14 protein-coding genes are annotated in these 21,204 nt (G+C 61.1%); 6 read left to right on the top strand and 8 right to left on the bottom strand.

Translation table 11 applies throughout. The features are described 5' to 3' along the window. Positions 1 to 223 precede the first annotated feature (223 nt). From GQ56_RS0126585 to dnaA, 7 genes are all read right to left on the bottom strand, one after another. Positions 224 to 3,247 (bottom strand): type I restriction endonuclease subunit R, encoded by a 3,024-nt coding sequence (locus GQ56_RS0126585; protein ID WP_031401538.1) that lies wholly within the window; start codon positions 3,245 to 3,247, stop codon positions 224 to 226. Then, the gene (locus GQ56_RS0126580) at positions 3,244 to 4,458 is read right to left on the bottom strand and encodes a restriction endonuclease subunit S (protein WP_031401537.1); all 1,215 of its coding nucleotides are present in this window, start codon (positions 4,456 to 4,458) and stop codon (positions 3,244 to 3,246) included. The genes GQ56_RS0126585 and GQ56_RS0126580 overlap by 4 nt, the downstream gene beginning before the upstream one ends. Beyond that, a complete protein-coding gene (locus GQ56_RS0126575; RefSeq protein ID WP_031401536.1) occupies positions 4,455 to 6,032 on the bottom strand; it encodes a type I restriction-modification system subunit M in 1,578 nt (525 codons plus the stop codon). Before GQ56_RS0126575 ends, GQ56_RS0126580 begins: the two co-directional genes overlap by 4 nt. 1,651 nt (positions 6,033 to 7,683) lie before the next feature. Beyond that, positions 7,684 to 8,825 (bottom strand): IS3 family transposase gene (locus GQ56_RS0126570; protein WP_152601863.1). Its coding sequence is split into 2 segments (ribosomal slippage): positions 7,684 to 8,573 and positions 8,573 to 8,825, totalling 1,143 coding nucleotides; the frame shifts between segments, so codons are not numbered across the junction. 139 nt (positions 8,826 to 8,964) lie between these two features. Beyond that, entirely contained in the window at positions 8,965 to 11,439 is a 2,475-nt protein-coding gene (gene gyrB / locus GQ56_RS0126560) for a DNA topoisomerase (ATP-hydrolyzing) subunit B (protein WP_031401533.1), read from the bottom strand. 192 nt (positions 11,440 to 11,631) lie between these two features. After that, positions 11,632 to 12,738, bottom strand: a complete 1,107-nt coding sequence (gene dnaN / locus GQ56_RS0126555; protein ID WP_006756934.1) for a DNA polymerase III subunit beta — start codon at positions 12,736 to 12,738, stop codon at positions 11,632 to 11,634. A gap of 169 nt (positions 12,739 to 12,907) precedes the next feature. Next, positions 12,908 to 14,476: a chromosomal replication initiator protein DnaA gene (dnaA, locus tag GQ56_RS0126550; RefSeq protein WP_031401532.1), complete on the bottom strand. Its 1,569-nt coding sequence runs from the start codon at positions 14,474 to 14,476 to the stop codon at positions 12,908 to 12,910. 421 nt (positions 14,477 to 14,897) lie between these two features. Here dnaA and rpmH point away from each other — a divergent pair, with 421 nt between their 5' ends. The 4 genes from rpmH to yidC all read left to right on the top strand — a co-directional run bounded on the left by rpmH (position 14,898) and on the right by yidC (position 17,524). Continuing rightward, positions 14,898 to 15,032, top strand: coding sequence for a 50S ribosomal protein L34 (rpmH, locus tag GQ56_RS41940; RefSeq protein WP_004198824.1), 135 nt, complete (start codon positions 14,898 to 14,900; stop codon positions 15,030 to 15,032). 15 nt (positions 15,033 to 15,047) lie between these two features. After that, positions 15,048 to 15,509 carry a ribonuclease P protein component gene (gene rnpA / locus GQ56_RS0126545; protein ID WP_031401531.1) on the top strand — a complete coding sequence of 154 codons (462 nt, stop codon included), beginning with the start codon at positions 15,048 to 15,050 and terminating at the stop codon, positions 15,507 to 15,509. Between the two features lie 75 nt (positions 15,510 to 15,584). Beyond that, on the top strand, positions 15,585 to 15,851 hold the full coding sequence (yidD, locus tag GQ56_RS0126540; protein WP_031401530.1) for a membrane protein insertion efficiency factor YidD: 267 nt from the start codon (positions 15,585 to 15,587) through the stop codon (positions 15,849 to 15,851). Positions 15,852 to 15,859: 8 nt separating this feature from the next. Further along, on the top strand, positions 15,860 to 17,524 hold the full coding sequence (gene yidC, locus GQ56_RS0126535; protein WP_031401529.1) for a membrane protein insertase YidC: 1,665 nt from the start codon (positions 15,860 to 15,862) through the stop codon (positions 17,522 to 17,524). A 95-nt stretch (positions 17,525 to 17,619) separates the two neighbouring features. Here the strand turns inward: yidC and GQ56_RS0126530 are convergent, their stop codons facing one another. After that, complete coding sequence (locus tag GQ56_RS0126530) at positions 17,620 to 18,051, bottom strand: transcriptional regulator (RefSeq protein WP_031401528.1); 432 nt, start codon at positions 18,049 to 18,051, stop codon at positions 17,620 to 17,622. A 336-nt stretch (positions 18,052 to 18,387) separates the two neighbouring features. Here GQ56_RS0126530 and mnmE point away from each other — a divergent pair, with 336 nt between their 5' ends. Together mnmE and GQ56_RS0126520 are read left to right on the top strand one after the other, a co-directional pair. Continuing rightward, entirely contained in the window at positions 18,388 to 19,782 is a 1,395-nt protein-coding gene (gene mnmE / locus GQ56_RS0126525; RefSeq protein WP_031401527.1) for a tRNA uridine-5-carboxymethylaminomethyl(34) synthesis GTPase MnmE, read from the top strand. A 167-nt stretch (positions 19,783 to 19,949) separates the two neighbouring features. Further along, a complete protein-coding gene (locus GQ56_RS0126520; protein ID WP_031401526.1) occupies positions 19,950 to 21,185 on the top strand; it encodes a tyrosine-type recombinase/integrase in 1,236 nt (411 codons plus the stop codon). Positions 21,186 to 21,204 lie beyond the last annotated feature (19 nt).

Below are 21,204 nucleotides of genomic sequence, written 5' to 3'. Positions count from 1 at the left end.
TGGCGCTTGAGTGGAGCAGATTTGGAGCAAGCGCTGCAGCTTCTCACTAGCAACATTTTTAGATCGGCACATGTTCCGGCGGCGCTCCTTGTTTTCAAAGATCGGTCACTCGATCAGACGCGGCGCACTGCGCAGGCTGGGCTGGTCGTATCTCGAACCGCGCTATTGGCGTGCTGGCGACGTTGCCAGGGGCGCCAACAGCGCGGTGACCTCTATGCCGAAATCAGGCCAACCCGAAATACCGCTCGAAGAACGCAGTCAGTTTGTTCAGAACAGACTGCTTTTTCTCGGAGTGACTGCTGTTCTGGGCAAACCGAGAAGTCGGAGGCAGGATCTTCGTGATAGCCGTGCCTGTCGTCGGAATGGCGCCGTCACGGAAGGCGTTATCGACAAACGCCTTCGTTTCTTCTGGCTTGAGCCCCTCGCCGGCGATGATCTGGCCGAGTTCCTCTGCCTTCCGAGTCGTGATGAATGCAACCCACGCCTCATCAACCTTAGCCGACGTGGACACCGAATCAACGAACTGCTGGATGAGATCCTTCTTGTTGCGCAGAGACGGGCTTGCGTTGACCGCACGCTCGATGCTCGCGCGGATTTCCTTGTCCTGCCCAGTCCCCTTTTCCTTCAGATACTTCTCGACCAGCATCAAGATGTAATCGACGTTGATTTCGACCTGCTTGATAAGTTCGATCTCGAACACCACGTCGTCGTTGATGGACTCTTTCTCAGCCTCGGACACGTTTCGGAATTCCGCATGCAGGTTCAGATAGAGGCTCTGATAATCTTGGAATTCGCGCTCGCTGAGGATCTCGTTGCCCGAAAAATCGTCGAAGGCCGTGAGGATGTTCTTCAATCGCAGAATTGCGCCAAAGATCTTGATGAAGACTTTTTGCGCTGCTTCGCCGACGATCGGCTGTCCCAGCGGGAACAGGTCGAGCAGTTCGGTAATCTTCTTCTGGTATTCGGCGTAATACTCGGCGTACGGCTTAAGCAGGACAATGCCCCGCGCCTCCTTGTTGCCGAACAGCGCGAGCGCATCGTTGGTCGCATCCTCAAGATTTCGGAACGAAACGACGTTGCCGTATGTCTTGACCGAGTTCAGGATACGGTTCGTGCGCGAGTACGCCTGAATCAGGCCGTGCGCGCGCAAATTTTTGTCCGCCCACAGCGTATTGAGCGTCGTGGCATCGAACCCGGTCAGGAACATATTAACCACGATCACGATGTCCAGCTCCCGATTTTTCAGGCGCTGGGACAGGTCCTTGTAATAGTTCTGGAACTTGTCAGCCGATGTGTCATAGCTCGTGCCGAACAGCGCGTTGTAGTCGGCGATGGCGCTTTCGAGAAAGTCACGCGAGCCTTGGTCGAGGCCGTCGGTCTCGAAGTCCTCCTCATCGAGCAAGCCCTCCGCCGTATCCTCATTGGCGGCAAAACTGTAGATCAGGCCAATCTTGAGCCGCTGTCCCGGAGCCAGCGATTTCTGCTGGTTCCCAAACTCTGCGTAATAGCGTTTAGCGGCATCGATGGATGCAGTGGCAAACAATGAATTGAAGCCAGCCAGCCGCTTGCTGCCATGCCGGTAGCTGGTGTTGCGTTTGGTCTTCTGACCGAAATGCTCGAGGATATAGCTGACGATTTGAGTGATGCGTTCCGGCGCGAGCAGTGCCCGCTCTGTGTCGATCGCCGATACTTTCTTGTCCGTGATATCCGGCGACGACTTGATCGTGTTGATGTAGTCGATACGGAACGGCAGCACGTTCCGGTCGTTGATCGCATCGACGATCGTATAGGTATGAAGCTTGTCGCCGAACGCCTGTTCGGTGGTACGCAGCAGCGGATTTTTTCCGCCGCCCGAGTTCTCGGCGAAGATCGGCGTGCCGGTGAATCCGAAGAGGTGGTAGCGAGTGAAGACCCGGGTGATCTCGGTATGCATGTCGCCGAACTGGCTCCGATGGCACTCGTCGAAGATCACGACGACGTGCGCGTCATAAACCGGATGCTTCTTGTTTCTTGCCACGAAGCGGCTGAGCTTCTGGATCGTGGTGACGATGATGCGGGCCGTGGGATCTTCGAGCTGCTTCTGCAGCACGGCGGTCGAGCTATTCGAGTTGGCGGCGCCTTTCTCGAAGCGATCGTATTCGCGCATGGTCTGGTAATCCAGATCCTTGCGATCTACCACGAACAGCACCTTGTCGATATACGGCAGGTCGCGGGCGAGCTGGGCGGCCTTGAAACTGGTCAGCGTCTTGCCCGAGCCTGTGGTGTGCCAGATGTAACCGCCGGCCTCGATGCGGCCGAGTTGCCGGTGGTTGGTCGAGGTCGAGATGCGCAGCAGGATACGTTCAGCGGCAACGATCTGGTAGGGTCGCATGACCAGCAGCTTGCGATCGACATCGAACACGCAATATTTTGTGAGGACGTTCAGCAGGGAGTGCTTGGCAAAAAATGTCTTCGTGAAATCGCCCAACTGAGTGATCGGGCGATTCCGAGAATCGGCCCACCAGCTGGTGAAGGCGTAGCTGTTGGAGGTTTTCTTGCGCGATCGCTTGCCGCTGCGCTGTTCGGCAAGGTGGCCATCGCGCACAGTATTGCTGTAGTACTTGGTCAGCGTGCCGTTGCTGATGACGAACAACTGCACGTATTCGAATAGACCGGAGCCAGCCCAGAAGCTGTCGCGCTGGTAACGGTCGATCTGGTTGAACGCTTCGCGGATATCCACGCCCCGGCGCTTGAGCTCAACATGAATCATCGGCAGCCCGTTGACCAGTATCGTGACATCGTAACGATTGGCGCGCGCGCCCGTTACCTCATACTGGTTGATGACCTGCAGCCGGTTGTTGTGGACGTTCTGCTTGTCGATTAGGTAAACGTTCTTTGTGCTGCCGTCGTCGCGCTTGAGCACCTGGATATGGTCCTCCTGAATGCGCGCGGTTTTCTCGACGATGCCGTCGTTTGCGCCAGCGATATTTTCGTCGAAGAAACGCTGCCACTCGCCATCGCTGAACTCGATCTTGTTGAGCGCTTCGATCTGACTACGCAGATTCACCAGAAGCTCGGTCTCGCTGGCGATCGGCAAATATTCGTAGGCTTGGATCCGCAGTTGCTCAATGAAGCAGTGCTCGAGCTCGGCCTCGCTCTGGTAGCGCTCCTCGCGTACTTCATTATCGTGCTCGAATTCAGCAACGACCGTGCTCTCGCTCGAAAACGCGATCAGTTCGGGGCGATAAGGCGTGATCTCTTCAGTCATGCAGCTTCCGGGAAAGTGAGCAGGCGATCGCGGTAATACTCGTACTGCCGGCGCCGTGCATTGATCTCGGTGGGCAGGTCGTTGACCAGCGCGTCGAATTTGTCGAGGATGGAGACGACGCGTTCCTGTTCTTCGAGCGGCGGGACTGGAAGCGTGATCTTCGCAAGACTCTCGCCCGACAATCGTTTCACCTTGGCACGCGCGACATACTTGTTTTTCTGTGCGTGGAAAACTTCGGTTTGCAGGCAGTAGGATACGAACTTCGGGTTCATTTTGTGTCGGAAGAGGAAGCAGTCGTCGTGTATCGCAACGTCTTCGTCGCCAAGCCAAGCCACTGCCTTGGCCACATCCTCGACCGTTTCGCCGACTGCCGCGATCACCACGTCGCCCGAACGCGCATAGCGAAGTTGCTGCGCCATTTCCGCGCGGACGTGCGAGATAGTCGAGGTGGTAGCAACGCCGTAGTGCGTGTAGATCTCGCCGTAGTGGATGCTCGGGATACCGTCATCGACGACGTCGTCCTTAGTGAATCGTCGCCCGCGAATGAACTCGCCGATCTCGCCCATCGGAAGCAGCGGCACTCCTTCCGCCTCGCTGAAATCAAGCAGCACGTCGCGGTAGTGCTTGTACTGCCGCCTACGTGCCTTCAGCTCCGTTTCCAGCTCAGCGCGCAGCTTGATAAAGGTGTCAAGCACCTTTACGATTTCTCGCTGGATTTCGAGAGGGGGAACGGCAATTACGACAGATTTCACGATATCAGCGTTGAGGTTCTGAATCGCTCCTGCTCCTGCGCGGCGTGCAAATTCGATTTGTATAGGCGCGGATCGAAGTAGGTGATAAAGGAAGTCCGGCACGAACGAATCATTGAAGTCACTGATGGCTAACCAACCGTCGTGAATACAACCTTCGATCTTTGATATATATGGGCGCCCGAAACTCATTGAATTGGATAGCACGAAGTCACCGGGGTATACCCGTCTGGATTTCGCGGCACCGGCTTCGGTTACACGCTCTGACGTTTCCGTGATGTATTTCCCACCCTCCGCAACGTCGCCAATCTTGATCCAAGGCACTCCGTCATCACTTTCAGTAAGAAAGCTTTGAATCGGTCGAGGTGATGCGCCGCGGACGATGCTCGCAACTTCACCGAATGCTTTGAACTCGATGCCATTCGGGCACAGTTCGGTGATGAGGTCGTTAATCCGGCTCATGCGTCTTCACTTTCCAGGTCGATTACGATGGCATCGATCTCTTTCCGCAGTTCTGCTTGCGTCATCACGATACGCGCGATTTCCGCATTGAGTGCATGAATGTCGATTGTCTCGCCGTTGCCAGCTTGCTCCACATACGACGACGGCGCGATGTTGTAGTCATTGCTCGCGATCTCGCTGTTGTCCACCAGCCGCGCGAAGTGTTCTGCGCTCTCGCGCGCAACAAAGGCATCGAAGATCTTCTGCTGATTGGCTCTGGTCAGCTTGTTTTTGTTGCCGAGGCGCACGAACTCGCCCGAGGCATCGATAAACAGCGTCTTGTTGTCGAGCTTGGATTTCTTCAGCACGATGATACAGGTCGCGATCGTGGTACCGAAGAACAGGTCGGGTGGCAACTGGATCACAGTATCGACATAGTTGTTGGCGATCAGGTACTGGCGAATTTTCTGCTCCGCGCCACCGCGATACAGTACGCCAGGAAATTCTACGATCGCGGCCGTACCGTTTACAGCCAGCCAGCTCAGGATGTGCATCGTGAAGGCTAGATCGGCCTTGCTCTTCGGCGCGAGAACACCAGCCGGCGCAAACCGCGGATCATTGATCAACAACGGGTTCGCGTCACCGTCCCATTTGATCGAATACGGCGGATTGGAAACGATCGCCTCGAACGGTTCATCGTCCCAGTGCGCCGGATCGGTCAGCGTGTCACCATGTGCGATGTCGAACTTCTCGTAATTGACGTCGTGCAGGAACATGTTGATCCGGCACAGGTTGTAGGTGGTCAGGTTGATTTCCTGCCCATAAAAACCCTGACGCACCTTGTCGTGACCGAGCACCTTTGCGAACTTGAGCAGTAGCGATCCCGAGCCGCATGCTGGATCGTAGACCTTGTTGACCTCGGTCTTGCCCGCGACCGTGATGCGGGCAAGCAATTCGGACACTTCCTGGGGGGTAAAGAACTCGCCACCAGATTTTCCCGCAGTCGACGCATACATCGTCATCAGGAATTCATAGGCGTCGCCGAACAGGTCTATGGTATTTTGGGAGAAGCTTCCGGAACCATTGCTCAGCGGCAGGTCGCCGATGGCCTCGAGCAGTTTCACGAGCTTTTCGTTTCGCTTGAGGACGGTCGGTCCGAGCTTACCGCTGTTGACATCGAGGTCGTCGAACAGACCCTTAAAGTCGTCCTCGCTGTCGGCACCGACTGCAGAACGCTCGATGTCCTTGAATACGTGGGCAAGGGTCTCATTCAGGTTGTCATCGTCTCGTGCCTGCGCCCGCACATTGGCGAACAGCTGCGAGGGCAGAATGTAGAAACCCTTCTCGGTGATGGTCTCCGGTCGACCGGCCAGCGCCTCGGAGTCGCTGAGCGTGGCGTAGTTGAAATCCCGGTTGCCAGCGTCCCACTCGTGCCGGTTTAGATATGCCGTCAGGTTTTCCGAGATGAACCGGTAGAACAGCATGCCGAGCACGTAGCTCTTGAAGTCCCATCCGTCGACGCTACCTCGAAGGTCATTGGCGATGCGCCAGATGGTTTTGTGCAGTTCAGCCCGTTCTGCTTCTTTGTTGTTCACAGTCCAACCTTTAATCAATCAGGATCTTAAAACTGTTCGCTAGCGCGCCGAGTCCGACGCCATGCCCATCGCGCCTGGGCTTGACTAAGCCATGGCCCTGCAACATCCGCAATGAATCTGACAGATTCAGAGCCTGCCGCCCGGTGAGCTCAGCTAGCTCTGTCAACGACTGAGCCGCCAAGCACGGATCACGCGCAATAGCGCCTAGTTGTCCTCCGACAACACGGCAGCATGGTCGCCATAGACCGAAACCCGACCGACGGCGGGCTTCCTTCCTCGACAGAACGCTCGCCGTCCCTTGGGCGGCGAATACCAACAACTCAACGTTCGACTCGCGGCAATTTGCTTCCCCTTGTCGCCGAATTTGGATTATATCGGTACTGCCCGGTACAATCGGGTCAGTCAGCGCTTTGGCTGTCGCTAAACGGCCAGCTTTTTCCCAAACTGCATAAGCAGACCGTCAGACCGGAAGCAACCCCGGTTGACGTTTCCGGGCAGAGCCAGCGACAGAGCACTGATGCCTCTTAGAGGTCGTTCTGCCGACGGGGTAGGCCCCGGCGGGACGAAGAAGAACCTGCAAGGAAAGCCATCGAGGAATCAACGGGACGATGGCGAGTACCGACTTGAATGTACAGATGCGCGCGCGGACGCCTCCCAGAGAGGATAGCTGCAAGACCGGAACGAACCTACAGCGCCGCACACCGCGACATCTGCACATACCCCTGGGCGCGGGGGCACCGTTGACGAATACGTACGTTTCCTTTTGCCACCTGACCCGTACGGCAGGCGATGGGGCGATTGCAGAAGGCGTACGTCCATGCAACGCTCCAAACCTCTGTTCGCCGTCAGCCATGCTGGCGCCTCTCTCGCGTATCTATCCGCGCTGTATCCGCCCGCCCTGTCCATCGCACAGGTAGCCGAGATCACAAGCGAGGCACCCCAGACCATCCGTAATCGGCTGAGCGCCGGTACATACCCAGTCCCGTCGTTCAAGGTCGGCCGGAAGCGCGCTTTTCGCCTGGTTGACGTTGCTGCGTTTATTGATCTGCAATGTGCTGATGACCCGTCCAACCCCGCCAATCGGCGCCCCCGCCGAGGCCGGCCGACGAAGGTCCAGCAGGTAGCGAAACTGCAAACTCAGGCAAACGCGCCCCAAGCCACATCCCCGTCCGGGTTGGCAGGAGGCGCGCGATGACGATGATGGTTCGAATCGACCCATCGGCATGGCAAGCCGGATTTGACGCCGACGAGGCGGGTCGCCTAATGACCCCGTGCCCGCAGAATCTCCACCCGCTTTCGTACTTTTCGGGATGGATCGGGGGCGACGCCAAGAGACAGGGGTTTGGGCACAGCCTTGCATACCCAGCGGCGTCGGCGTTATACGAGTCCTCTAACTCCCAGATTTCGCCAACGCCGCCGACAGGCACTCACTACCTGCGGGTGGTGGCGCACGCCTCGCGCAATACCTCGCCACGCACCGCGGCATGCATCACGCCCGCGCTTTCTAGGAGAAAAGTTTCGTTTAAAAGCCCTCACTGACCCCAATGTTGCGCCTGTTACCAAAACAAAACGGAAAACACATGACTGACCCTGAACCAGAATTAGTCCCGGTCGGAAGTGGAGATTTCCGGCTTGTGACCCTGAACCAGAATTAGTCCCGGTCGGAAGTGGAGATTTCCGGCTTGGTTGAGTTGTCAGGCGAGGCGGATTCCCTTGCCTGACGGGCGAATTCGGCGGGCGTCATCCACTGCAATGCAGAGTGGGGACGAACCTCGTTATAGTACGTGCGCCAGTCATCGATTTTGCTCTGCGCGTCGGCCAATGACAAGAACCAATGCGCGTTCAGACATTCTTGCCGGAAGCGCCCGTTGAAGCTTTCGACCTTGGCGTTGTCAGTAGGTGTGCCCGGCCGGCTGAAATCCAGTTCAACGCCATGTTCATATGCCCAGCGATCCATTGCCTTCGAGATGAACTCGCTGCCGTTGTCGACCTTGATCGTGGCAGGGTGCCCGCGCATGGCGGTGATACGCGTCAGCGCTTCGACCACATGCTCTCCCTTCAGGCTTTGTCCAACCTCGATGGCCAGGCATTCCCGTGTGTAGTTGTCGACGACGGTCAGCGTCCGAAGGCGTCGCCCATCGAACAGTGCATCTGCAACGAAATCCATGCTCCAGATTTCGTTGATCGCAGTCACGATATGCTTGGGCTGTCGCAGTCGCGCCGACTTGTTGCGTCGTGGCCGCTTGTGCCGCAGCGACAGGCCTTCCGCCCGATACAGCCTGTAGACGCGCTTGCAGTTATCTCGCCAGCCTTCCCGTCGCAGGACCACGTGAACGCGTCGATAGCCGTAGTGCACGCGCGTGGCGGTGATCTCTTTGATACGCATGAGCAGCGCCGACGAATCACGCGCGACTGACTGATACCGATACAGCGAACGAGACATGCCAAATAGCGCGCAAGTCTTCGTCAGACTGGTTCGATAGCGATCACGCAATTCATCGATCAACATGCGCCGACGGGCAGGCTTCAGAGCTTTTTTGCGAGTACGTCCTGCAGCATGGCCTTGTCCAGGCTCAGGTCAGCCACGAGCCGCTTCAGCTTCGTGTTTTCCTCTTCGAGCTGGCGCAAGCGGCGCAGTTCGGAAGGTCCCAGCCCTCCGAATTTCTTCTTCCAGTTGTAGAAGGTCGCTTCGCTAATTCCGAGCTTGCGGCAGATCTCTTCGACCTTCGTCCCCAGCTCGGCTTGCTTCAGTGCAAATGCGATCTGCTCTTCCGTAAACTTGCTCGTCTTCATGGCATGGCCTTCGTGTCCGCTTGGACACATCATGCCGAATTTCTCTACTTTTGAACCGGACTATTTCCTGGGTCAGGGTCAGTTGCAAAAATATGGCGCCAGTCACACTTACTCTGGCGCCCCACGGCTGGCAGTGCGCTCAAACGTCAATATTCCCCGCCCGCAACGCATTCGACTCGATAAACGCCCGCCGCGGCTCCACATCATCCCCCATGAGGGTAGTAAAGATCCCATCCGCCGCAATCGCATCCTCGATCTGCACACGCAGCAACCGCCGCACGGCCGGATCCATCGTCGTTTCCCACAGCTGCCCGGGGTTCATCTCCCCCAGCCCCTTATACCGCTGCTTCGAAACGTTCCGCTCGGCATCTGCCAGCAGCCACTTCATCGCGCTCTTGAAGTCCGCGACAACCATGTTGCGCTCACCGCGCTTGATGACCGCGCCTTCCCCGATGAGCCCCTTGAACGTATTCGCGGTGGTCACGAGCTGCTGATAATCCGCCGTGTGCTGGAATTCCTGGTCGATGACCGAAACCCGCACGTTGCCGTGGTGCGTACGCTCGACATGCAGCGACCGCTGTTCGCGAACCGGGTCATACGAAGGCACGACACGCACTTCGTTCTTCAGCGCTTCGTCATGCAACGCGGCGTGCAACGCCTTCGCCGAAGCCTCAGTCGAAGCCTCGTTGGAGAGATCGATCACCACGCCATCCATGACCGCTTCCAGCGCGGCCGGGTCATACAACCGGCTCAACCGCTCGATCACGCTCTTCGACAGCAGATACGACCGCGCCAGCTCCCCAAGCGCATCGCCCGAAATCGCCGCCGCATTTTCACCCGGCACCAGCTCCGACCCCTGCAGCGCCAACCGCAGCATGTGCGCGTTGAGCTCCACGTCATCCTTCAGATACCGCTCGTCCTTGCCCGCCTTGATCTTGTAAAGCGGCGGCTGCGCGATATACACGTACCCGCGCTCGATCATGTCCGGCATCTGGCGATACAGGAACGTGAGCAGCAGCGTCCGGATGTGGGCACCGTCGACGTCCGCGTCGGTCATGATGATGATGCGGTGATAGCGCAGCTTGTCGAGGTTGTAGTCTTCCTTGCCGATGCCGCACCCAAGCGCGGTCACGAGCGTGACGATCTGTTCCGACGACAGCAGCTTGTCGTAGCGCGCCTTCTCGACGTTCAGCACCTTCCCCCGCAGCGGCAGAATCGCCTGGAACTTGCGATCACGCCCTTGTTTCGCCGATCCACCTGCCGAGTCACCCTCGACGATGTAGATTTCGCACTTAGCCGGATCCTTCTCCTGACAGTCCGCGAGCTTGCCCGGCAGACCAACGCCGTCGAGCACGCCCTTGCGTCGCGTCATTTCCCGCGCCTTCCGCGCAGCATCCCGCGCCCGAGCAGCCTCAACGATCTTCCCGCAGATGATCTTCGCGTCGATCGGCGTTTCCAAAAGGAATTCTTCCAGCGCCTTCGCCACAACTTCTTCAACCGGCGCACGAACCTCAGAAGAAACCAGCTTGTCCTTCGTCTGCGAGCTGAACTTCGGCTCCGGCACCTTCACGGACAGCACGCACGAAAGCCCTTCGCGCATATCGTCGCCGGTCGTCTCGACCTTCGCCTTCTTCGCGATTTCGTTGTCGGTGATGTACTTGTTGATGACGCGCGTCATCGCGGCCCGCAGGCCGGTCAGGTGCGTGCCACCGTCGCGTTGCGGAATGTTGTTCGTGAAGCACAGCACGTTCTCGTTGTAGCTGTCGTTCCACTGCATTGCGACTTCGACGCCCACGCCGTCCTTCTCGCCGGTGGCGAAGAAAATCGTCGGGTGCAGGTTGGTCTTCGTCTTGTTGATGTATTCGACGAAGCCCTTCACACCGCCGGCGAACGCGAAATCGTCTTCCTTGCCCGAGCGCAGGTCGGTCAAACGAATCCGCACGCCGTTGTTCAGGAACGAGAGTTCACGCATCCGCTTCGCGAGGATGTCGTAGTGATATTCGACCGTGCCGAAAATGGTCGGATCGGCCATGAAGTGCACTTCGGTGCCGCGGTTCTCGGTATCGCCCGTCACGAGCATCGGCGACACTTCCACGCCATCGACCACCTCGAGCACGCGATCCTGCGCGACACCGCGATGGAACTCCATGAACCGCTTCTTGCCGTCACGGCGCACCGTGAGGCGCAGCCAGCTCGACAGCGCGTTCACGCACGACACACCCACGCCGTGCAGACCGCCGGAAACCTTGTAGCTGTTCTGGTCGAACTTGCCGCCGGCGTGCAGCTCGGTCATCACGATTTCCGCCGCACTGCGCTTCGGCTCGTGCTTGTCGTTCATCTTCACGTCGGTCGGAATCCCGCGGCCGTTGTCGGTCACGGAAATCGAGTTGTCGGCGTGAATCGTCACGTGAATATCGTTGCAGTACCCGGCCAACGCTTCGTCGATCGAGTTGTCGAGCACCTCGAACACGAGGTGGTGCAGACCGGTGCCGTCAGACGTGTCGCCGATGTACATCCCGGGGCGCTTGCGCACCGCTTCCAGACCTTCGAGGATCTGGATCGACGAGGCGCCGTAGCTGCTGTTATCGGGTTGCGAATTGTGCTGTTCACTCATGGATATCTTCCGGTTCTGCGAGGCCACTCAGGTGGCGGCGCGGTGCGTTTCAGCGAGAAATCGCCGGGCCGCTCCAGTTTCCTGGCCCGTCCAAATGGGCCGCTGAGGCACCAAAGGGACGGGTTGTCGGTTCGCCATAAAAACGCCAAAGGGGCTTGCCGCCCCCTGGTGTGTGTCTTGATGTCGTGCGCGTCAGATGCGCATCGGCATCACGACATACTTGAACTCGTCGTTCTCGGGCACGGTGATCAGCGCGCTCGAGCTGGCGTCGCCGAGGCTCACCTGCACGGTGTCGACCTTCAGGTTCGCGAGCACGTCGAGCAGATACGTGACGTTGAAGCCGATGTCGACGGTATCGCCCTGGTAGGCGATTTCCAGTTCTTCCTGCGCCTCTTCCTGATCGGCGTTGGTCGACATGATCTTCAGCTGGCCCGGCGCGATGATGCAGCGCACGCCCTTGAACTTGTCCGAGGTCAGGATTGCCGCGCGCTGCAGCGAACGCTGCAGTTCTTCACGGCCGATCTCGAACGTGTTCTTGTGCGCCTTCGGGATCACGCGCTGGAAGTCGGGGAACTTGCCCTCGACGAGTTTCGACACGAGCTCGACCTGGCCGAACGTGAACTTGGCCTGGGTTTGCGCGATGTCGATGGTGACGGTGTCGTCGATGTCTTCGAGCAGGCGTTGCAGCTCGAGAATCGTCTTGCGCGGCACGATGACTTCCTGGCGGCCGAACGTGCCGCCTTCGAGCTTCATCGACGAGAACGCGAGGCGGTGGCCGTCGGTGGCCACGGCCATCAGCTGGTCGCCGTCGACGACGAGCAGCATGCCGTTCAGGTAGTAGCGGATGTCCTGCTGCGCCATCGCGAAGTGGACCATGCCGAGCAGCTGGCGGAACGACTTCTGCGGGACGGTCAGGGTTGCGCCGAAATCCTTCGCCTGCGCGACGGTCGGGAACTCGTCGGCCGCCAGCGTCTGCAGTGCGAAACGGCTCTTGCCCGATTGAACGGTGAGGCGCTTGTCGGCGAGCGACAGCGTGACCTGGCCGTCAGGCATCGCGCGCAGGATGTCGAGCAGCTTGCGCGCCGCGACGGTGGTCGCGACCTGGTCGCCGCCGACGCCGAAATCGGCGCGCGTGGTGATCTGCAGCTCCAGGTCGGTCGACAGGAACGAAACGTCCGGGCCGTTCTTGGTGATCAGCAGGTTGGCGAGGATCGGCAACGTATGGCGGCGTTCGACGATGCCGCTGACCGTTTGCAGCGGCCTGAGGAGGGTGTCTCGTTCGGTCTTGACCAGTTGCATAGAGTTCCTTCGTTGAGTAACGGCCTGCAGCGCAGCAGCCTCGCAGCGCCCCGCCGGCCGGGCTCTTGGCCCGCCACCACCGGGGCGGTCAAACCAGTATTGTGCCTCAAAACCGAACCGCCCCCCTTAAATTGGGGCGGAGGCCGAATGTTCAAGCGCGCCCGCGCGCTCAGCCCTTCAGCGTCTGTTCCAGCACGTGCAGCTCGTGGTTGAGCTGCGCGTCCTTGCTGCGCTCGTCGGCGATCTTGCGCACCGCGTGCAGCACGGTGGTGTGATCGCGCCCGCCGAACAGCTCGCCGATTTCCGGCAGGCTCTTCTGCGTGAGTTCCTTCGCGAGATACATCGCGATCTGCCGCGGCCGCGCGATGTTCGCGGGGCGCTTCTTGGAATACATGTCGGCGACCTTGATGTTGTAGAAGTCGGCGACGGTCTTCTGGATGTTCTCGACCGAAATCTGCCGGTTCTGCACGGTCAGCAGGTCCTTCAGCGCTTCCTTGGTCAGCTCGATCGAGATCTCGCGGCCGTGGAACTTCGAATACGCGAGGATCTTGCGCAGCGCGCCTTCGAGTTCGCGCACGTTCGAGCGCAGGTGCTTCGCGACGAAGAACGCGACGTCCTCCGACAGGTTCACGTATTCCGATTGCGCCTTGCGCATCAGGATCGCGACGCGCATCTCCAGCTCGGGCGGCTCGATCGCGACGGTGAGGCCGGAGTCGAAGCGCGAGATCAGGCGATCGTCGATGCCCGAGATTTCCTTCGGGTACGTATCGCTGGTGATGATCACCTGCGCCTTGTTCGCGACCAGCGCCTCGAACGCGTAGAAGAATTCCTCCTGCGTGCGCGACTTGCCGGAGAAGAACTGGATATCGTCGATCAGCAGCAGGTCGAGCGAATGGTAGTAGCGCTTGAAATCGTCGAACGCCTTGCGCTGGTACGCCTTCACCACGTCGGACACGTACTGTTCCGCATGGATGTAGCGGATCCGCGCGCCGGCCTTGTCGAGCAGCAACTGGTTGCCGATCGCGTGGATCAGGTGGGTCTTGCCGAGGCCGACGCCGCCGTACAGGAACAGCGGGTTGTACGAGATGCCCGGGTTGTCGGCGACCTGGATCGCGGCGGCGCGCGCGAGCTGGTTGGCCTTGCCGGTCACGAAGTTGTCGAACGTGAGCACGGGGTTCAGCTTCGAGCGTTCGTACATCGAATCGGCTTCACCGCCGGCGGCGGGCGCGGCGCCGGGGCCTGGGCGCCACGTGCGGCGGCCGGCGGCCGCTTCGTGCGCGGGCAGGCTGGGCAGGTCGATGTCGGCGTCGTCGGCGTTCAGGTGGTGCGCGGCAGCCGCCGACGGCGTCATCGGCGCGTCGGCCGGTGCTGCAGCAGCCTGCGCGCTCAGGTTGGCGGCGATCGCGGCGACCTGGGCGGCCGGGCCGCTCGGCGCCAGCGGCGCGCGCGGGGCGGCCGGCGCCGCGCCGGCTGCGGCGCCGCGCATGCCCGCCTTGGGATCGAGGACGAACTGGACTTCGATCGGCGTGTTCCAGAATTCGCGGGCCAGATCGGAGATCCGTCCCGAAAACTGGCTCTTGACCCAGTCCAGCTTGAAGCGGTTCGGCGCGGCGATGGACAGCGTGTTCGCCGACGCATCGAAGGCCACCGGGGCCAAGGGTTTGATCCACGTCACGTACTGCTGGGGCGTCAGCTCGCGCTCCAGCAGTGCGGAACAGTGTTGCCAGAAATCGTTCATCAAGTAACTGTCGTTTTTTGCGTGCACAGCGCGGCTCGCCGGCGCCCTTGTAGCGGTGGCGCAACAAGGCCCGAAGCGGTCGTGCGAGCGTGCCTCGGACGCCTGCGTCACAGTCGTGGAGGGGCAGGCGCGGGCCGAAGCGGCGTGCGGGATTCTTGGAGATAAGGCGAGATTCTACCGCCAAACGCGGCCACAGCGCGAGTTATCCACAGGCCGGGGCTGTGAGTCGCGGGGCCGGATCGGCGCGGGCCGGCACAGGCGGACGACTCCTAAAGTATTGACCGTCAAGAGAAAAACGGTTTAAATAGCGGGTTCCGCGAAAACCAATCCTGTATTCCTGGCGATTGCGTTCGCCCGAATGCCTCCGGTTAAGGGCACGCGGTCCCCTGAATTTCGACATTCTCGAACAAGTGAGAACATCATGAAACGTACTTACCAACCGTCCGTGACGCGCCGCAAGCGCACCCATGGCTTCCGTGTCCGTATGAAGACGGCAGGTGGCCGCAAGGTCATCAACGCTCGCCGCGCGAAGGGCCGCAAGCGCCTCGCCATCTAAGGCAGGTTGCGCGCTGTGTCCGCCGTCCGCAGTCCTGCGGAAGGTGCCGTCGAGCCGGGTGCGAATCCGTCGCAGACGAAAGCCGCCTTCCCGAAAGCTGCGCGACTTCTGAAAACGGATGAATTTTCATCCGTTTTTCGTTTGCGCCCTTGGCGGCGCTCCGCGCACTTCGTGATTTACGGCAAGCCGACCGGTCAACCCGCGCGTCTGGGGCTGGTCATCGGCAAGAAGTATGCGCCGCGTGCGGTAACGCGTAACCTCGTGAAGCGGCTGGCGCGCGATGCGTTTCGCTTGCGCCGGGCCGAGTTCGCCGGTTACGACCTGCTGCTGCGGCAGCACACGCGCTTCGACAAGAAAGCGCTGCCGAGCGCGGCTTCCGCCCCGCTCGCGGCGATGTGCGCGGCCGAGATCCGCGAACTGCTCGACAGGGCAGTCCGGGAAATCGCCCGCCGTGCGTCGAAGCCCGCGTCCGAGTGACGCATCCGTGCCCGGCGCGGCGTTCGCGCCTGCCCGGCCGGTTTTGACGCGGCGCCGTACGGCGCCGCCCAAGGTATGGAAACGGTACTGATCGCCTTGCTGCGCTTCTACAAGGTTGCCGTGAGCCCGATGCTCGGCAACCGTTGCCGTTTTTATCCTTCCTGTTCGGATTACGCGCGCGAGGCAATCCAGTATCATGGCGCCGCGCGCGGCACGTATCTCGCCGTCAGGCGCGTGTGCCGATGCCATCCGTTTTCCGCGGGCGGCATCGACCTCGTCCCGCCGCCCAACTCCGACACTCGCGCTCACGGCGAAGCCGACGCGCGGTCCCATCGACTCTGAGACAACGCATGGATATCAAACGCACCGTCCTATGGGTGATCTTCTTCATGTCAGCTGTCATGCTGTACGACAACTGGCAGCGGTCCCATGGACGCCCGTCGATGTTCTTCCCGAGCGCCACGCAGACGGTCCCCGCGGCCGCGGCCGGCGGCGCATCGGGCACGGGCGCGACGACGAACGCAGGTGACGTGCCTGCCGCCGCGGCCGGCGCCGCACCGTCGACCACGGCTCCGGCCGCGCAGGCGCAGCTCGTGAAGTTCTCGACCGACGTGTACGACGGCGAAATCGACACGCGCGGCGGCACGCTGGCGAAGCTGACGCTGAAGAAGCAGGGCGACGGCAAGCAGCCCGACCTGTACATCACGCTGTTCGACCACACGGCCGGCCACACGTATCTCGCGCGCACGGGCCTGCTCGGCGGCGATTTCCCGAACCACAACGACGTCTACACGCAGCTGAACGCGGGCTCGACGTCGATGACGGGTGACCAGAACGCGCTGAAGCTGTCGTTCGAATCGCCGGTGAAGGGCGGCGTGAAGGTCGTGAAGACCTACACGTTCACGCGCGGCAGCTACGTGATCGGCGTCGATACGAAGATCGACAACGTCGGCACCGCGCCGGTTTCGCCGACGGTCTACATGGAACTGGTGCGCGACAACACGGCCGTCGAAACGCCGATGTTCTCGCATACGTTCCTCGGGCCGGCGGTCTACACGGACGCGAAGCACTTCCAGAAGATCAACTTCGGCGACCTCGACAAGAACAAGGCCGACTACGTGACCTCCGCCGACAACGGCTGGGTCGCGATGGTGCAGCACTACTTCGCGTCGGCCTGGATTCCGCAGCAGGGCGTGAAGCGCGACATCTACGCTGAAAAGATCGATCCGACGCTGTATCGCGTCGGCGTGAAGCAGCCGGTCGCCGCGATCGCGCCGGGCCAGTCGGCCGACGTGCAGGCACGCCTGTTCGCCGGTCCGGAAGAAGAGCGCATGCTCGAAGGCATCGCGCCGGGCCTGGAGCTCGTGAAGGATTACGGCTGGGTGACGATCATCGCGAAGCCGCTGTTCTGGCTGCTCGAGAAGATCCACAGCTACATCGGCAACTGGGGCTGGTCGATCGTGCTGCTCACGATCCTGATCAAGGCGGTGTTCTTCCCGCTGTCGGCCGCGAGCTACAAGTCGATGGCGCGCATGAAGGAAATCACGCCGCGCATGCAGGCGCTGCGCGAACGCTTCAAGAGCGATCCGCAGAAGATGAACGCAGCGCTGATGGAGCTGTACAAGACCGAGAAGGTCAATCCGTTCGGCGGCTGTCTGCCGGTCGTGATCCAGATCCCGGTGTTCATCTCGCTGTACTGGGTGCTGCTGGCTTCGGTCGAAATGCGCGGTGCGCCGTGGATTCTGTGGATTCACGACCTGTCGCAACGCGATCCGTTCTTCATCCTCCCGGTGCTGATGGCCGTGTCGATGTACGTGCAGACGAGTCTGAACCCGACCCCGCCGGACCCGGTCCAGGCGAAGATGATGAAGTTCATGCCGATCGCGTTCTCGGTCATGTTCTTCTTCTTCCCGGCCGGCCTGGTGCTGTACTACGTCGTGAACAACGTGCTGTCGATCGCGCAGCAGTACTACATCACGCGCAAGCTCGGCGGGGCCAAGAAGAAGCCGGCCTGACGCCCGTGGCTCACGCGGGCGGCCCGTCCGCCCGCGAGGCACAAAAAAAGCCGCATGGTTCGCCCATGCGGCTTTTTGCTTTTTGCGGCGCCGGTTCAGCCCTTCTTCGCGTCGCCCGAATCGCCGTAGAACTGCTCGACCAGTTCCTGCACGAGGTAGCGATGGTGCGGCGACAGCGCTTCGATCTTCGACGCGAGTTCGATCGTCTCGGGCGTCGGCGGATAGCGTTCGTCGCGCGGCAGCGGTTGCGGCGTCGGGTGTTCGATCACGCTCGGCGACGGGCCGTAATGCAGCCAGTGGAGTTCGACGCGCAGCCACTCGGCGAGCGTTTCGAGTTTGTCGGACGTCGGAATCGTGCGGCCCGTCAGCCATTTATGCGCGGTCTGCGGCGAAACGGGGTGCGTTCCGCGATGGCGCAGATTGAATCGGTTCGCCAGCTCCGTCGCGCCGGTGACCTTCTCCGGGCTGCGCCGCAGGGCGAACTTCAGGCGTTCCGAGAACGCGGCTTTTTCTTCGGGTGTCGGCATGGGGGAGATTGTGCAATTCCACCGCCGTGTTTCAGACAACCATATAGGATAAACGTATCCCATTCAGACGAATCCCGGTCCTGGCGTAAGCGAATACCGAAATTGAGGGCCACAGCGTTGGGCCGCACCGGAAGGCATACTCGTCCTAAACGGAGGCGGTGGCATGGCGCCGGTATGATACTCGGCTTATCCCTGGCGGGATAAATTCGGGCGAGTCCGAATCCTGACGGGCAGCCGATGGCGTGTGAGCCGGCACGCTACAATGCCGGCGTTCCGATGCCCGAACTGTTGCGCGGGCGCACCATGTTGATTGCTCACCCGATTCGTCCAATTCCCATGCTTGCTACCGATTCCGATCCGATCGTCGCCATTGCCACTGCCGCCGGCCGGGGCGGCATCGGGGTTGTCCGCGTGTCGTTCGGGCGCGGCGGCGAGGCGGCCGCGCTGCCGCTGATCGACGCGTTGTGCGGGCAGGCGCTCGCGCCGCGCCATGCGAGCTACGTGCCGTTTCTCGATGTGCACGGCGCGCCGCTCGACCGTGGAATCGCGCTGTATTTCCCGGCGCCGCACTCGTACACCGGCGAGCACGTGCTCGAGCTGCAGGGGCATGGCGGGCCGATCGTGATGCAGCTGCTGTTGCAGCGCTGCCTGGATGCGGGGCGCGGCTTCGGGCTGCGGCTCGCGGAGCCGGGCGAGTTCACGCGGCGCGCGTTCCTGAACGACAAGCTCGACCTCGCGCAGGCCGAGGCCGTCGCGGACCTGATCGAGGCGAGCACCGAAGCCGCGGCGCGCTCGGCCGGGCGCTCGCTGGACGGCGCGTTCTCGCGGCAGATCCACGCGCTCGTCGACGACGTGATCACGCTGCGGATGCTGGTCGAGGCGACGCTCGATTTTCCCGAGGAGGAGATCGATTTCCTGGAGGCGGCCGACGCACGCGGCAAGCTCGCGAAGATTCGCGAGCAGCTCGCGCATGTGCTCGGCGACGCGCGGCAGGGCGCGCTGCTGCGCGAGGGGTTGTCGGTGGTCCTGGCGGGACAGCCGAACGTGGGCAAGTCGTCGCTTTTGAACGCGCTGGCGGGCGCGGAGCTGGCGATCGTCACGCCGATCGCCGGGACGACGCGCGACAAGGTGGCGCAGACGATTCAGGTCGAGGGCATTCCGCTGCACATCATCGACACGGCCGGGTTGCGCGAGACGGAGGACGAGGTCGAGCGGATCGGGATCGCGCGCACGTGGAGCGAGATCGAGCGCGCGGATGTCGTGCTGCATCTGCTGGATTCGCGCACGGGGATGACGGCGGACGACGTGGCGATCGCGGCGCGGTTTCCGGACGGCGTGCCGGTGGTGCGCGTGCTGAACAAGACGGATCTGACCGGTGTGCCGGCGTGCGTCGAACATCCGGTGGCGGAAGGCGACCTGACCGAGGTGCATCTGTCGGCGAAGCGTGGCGACGGGATCGACCTGCTGCGCGCGGAGCTGCTGCGGATTGCCGGGTGGCAGGCGGGGGCCGAAGGCGTGTACCTGGCGCGCGAGCGGCACCTGATCGCGCTGCGGGCCGCGCAGGCGCATCTCGAGCAGGCGGCGGATCATGCGGAACAACGGGCGCAGTCGCTCGATCTGTTCGCGGAGGAGCTGCGGCTGGCGCAGGAGCAGCTCAATTCGATTACCGGGGAGTTCACTTCGGACGATCTGCTGGGGGTGATCTTCAGCAGGTTCTGTATCGGAAAATAACCAGTCGCCCAAGGTTGTCCAAGGTCGTCTAGTCACCCCTCTGAAACCCTTGTGTACGTTAGGGTTGGTCGTCTAACGTTGCCCAAGGTTGTCTATTGACATCCAGATTTTGATGGTACACATTTAGGTACACGCAAGCGTTGTGTCCCAATCGATGTGTACCAACCATGCCGAAAACCGTCGTCCCGCTGAATGACACCCGCATCAAGGCGCTCAAGCCGAAGGCGGCGCGCTACCGTATTTCGGACGGTGGCGGCCTCGTGCTGGAGGTCATGACGTCGGGTTCGAAGGTTTGGCGCTACCGGTACACACTGCACGGCGAACGGCAGCCGATGGTCACGATCGGCGACTATCCCGCAGTCACGCTGCAGGATGCGCGCGAGAAGGCCCGCCGCTACGCTGAGATCGTCGCCAAAGGCGTTTCCCCTATCGCTGATGCCAAGAAGGATCGCGGCGCCGTGAAGCGCTTCGATACGGTTCGGGAGTTCGGCGAAGATTGGTACACAACCCAGATCGCGGAGATGTCGCCCGAGTACGGTCGGACGATCAAGCGGGCGCTGGAGAAGGACATCTACCCGGCGATCGGCAACAAGCCTCTGCCGGATGTGACGCCTGGTGACGTGCTGGCGATCTGCGACCGGATAAAGGCCCGTGGCGCCCCGAAGATGGCGCTCTCGACCCGGAACGTCATCAAACGACTGTTCGAATATGCAATCGCACGCCAGCTTGCGCTGACGAATCCGGCTCATGCCGTCGTCGCGCGCTTCGTCGCCACTCAGGACAGCCGCACGCGAGTCCTCTCCCCTGATGAGATCGGGACCGTGCTGCGGGCCGTCTACGCCTCAGACATTCGCCGCGCGCTCAAGCTCGCGATCCACCTGCTGATCCTGACGATGGTTCGGAAGTCCGAGCTCATCGAGGCGCGGTGGTCGGAGTTCGATCTCGACGCCGGCATCTGGCGCATTCCTGCTGACCGGATGAAGAAGGACAAGGAGCATTGGGTCTACTTGTCCTCGCAGGCCGTTGCGATGCTCCGTGAGTTGTACGAGCAGACGGGCAATCACGAGCACGTGTTCCCGTCGACGCGCGGCCGCGGTGACCAGCCGATCGCCAAGAGCACGCTCAATCAGGCGGTGCGCTCGCTCAGCCTTGATGTTCAGCACTTCGTCCTGCATGACTTCCGACGTACCGCCTCGACGCATTTGCACGAAATGGGCATGTCGTCGGACGCGATCGAGAAGGCGCTTGCGCACTCGATCAAGGGTATCAAGGGCGTCTACAACCGGGCCGAGTATGCCGACGAACGCCGGAAGATCCTCCAGCTGTGGGCCGAGTTTGTCGAGGCGCAGGTCGGTGGGGAGAGGAAGGTCGTGATCGGGAATTTCGGCCCGTCAGCAGCCTGATCGATATCGAGTGCCTATG

This window comes from Burkholderia paludis (genome assembly GCF_000732615.1).
In the GTDB taxonomy this organism is placed as follows: Bacteria; Pseudomonadota; Gammaproteobacteria; order Burkholderiales; family Burkholderiaceae; genus Burkholderia; species Burkholderia paludis.
The sequence above is the reverse complement of the archived record's forward strand: the minus strand, read 5'-3'. Positions and strand labels throughout refer to the sequence as shown.

Excerpts from the sequence above, each read along its gene's own strand:
- gyrB (WP_031401533.1), bottom strand. The coding sequence starts at position 11,439 with ATGAGTGAACAGCACAATTCGCAACCCGATAACAGCAGCTACGGCGCC.
- rpmH (WP_004198824.1), top strand. The coding sequence starts at position 14,898 with ATGAAACGTACTTACCAACCGTCCGTGACGCGCCGCAAGCGCACCCAT.
- yidC (WP_031401529.1), top strand. The coding sequence starts at position 15,860 with ATGGATATCAAACGCACCGTCCTATGGGTGATCTTCTTCATGTCAGCT.
- dnaN (WP_006756934.1), bottom strand. The coding sequence starts at position 12,738 with ATGCAACTGGTCAAGACCGAACGAGACACCCTCCTCAGGCCGCTGCAA.
- GQ56_RS0126580 (WP_031401537.1), bottom strand. The coding sequence starts at position 4,458 with ATGAGCCGGATTAACGACCTCATCACCGAACTGTGCCCGAATGGCATC.
- GQ56_RS0126520 (WP_031401526.1), top strand. The coding sequence starts at position 19,950 with ATGCCGAAAACCGTCGTCCCGCTGAATGACACCCGCATCAAGGCGCTC.
- yidD (WP_031401530.1), top strand. The coding sequence starts at position 15,585 with ATGGAAACGGTACTGATCGCCTTGCTGCGCTTCTACAAGGTTGCCGTG.
- GQ56_RS0126585 (WP_031401538.1), bottom strand. The coding sequence starts at position 3,247 with ATGACTGAAGAGATCACGCCTTATCGCCCCGAACTGATCGCGTTTTCG.
- dnaA (WP_031401532.1), bottom strand. The coding sequence starts at position 14,476 with ATGAACGATTTCTGGCAACACTGTTCCGCACTGCTGGAGCGCGAGCTG.
- GQ56_RS0126530 (WP_031401528.1), bottom strand. The coding sequence starts at position 18,051 with ATGCCGACACCCGAAGAAAAAGCCGCGTTCTCGGAACGCCTGAAGTTC.
- mnmE (WP_031401527.1), top strand. The coding sequence starts at position 18,388 with ATGCTTGCTACCGATTCCGATCCGATCGTCGCCATTGCCACTGCCGCC.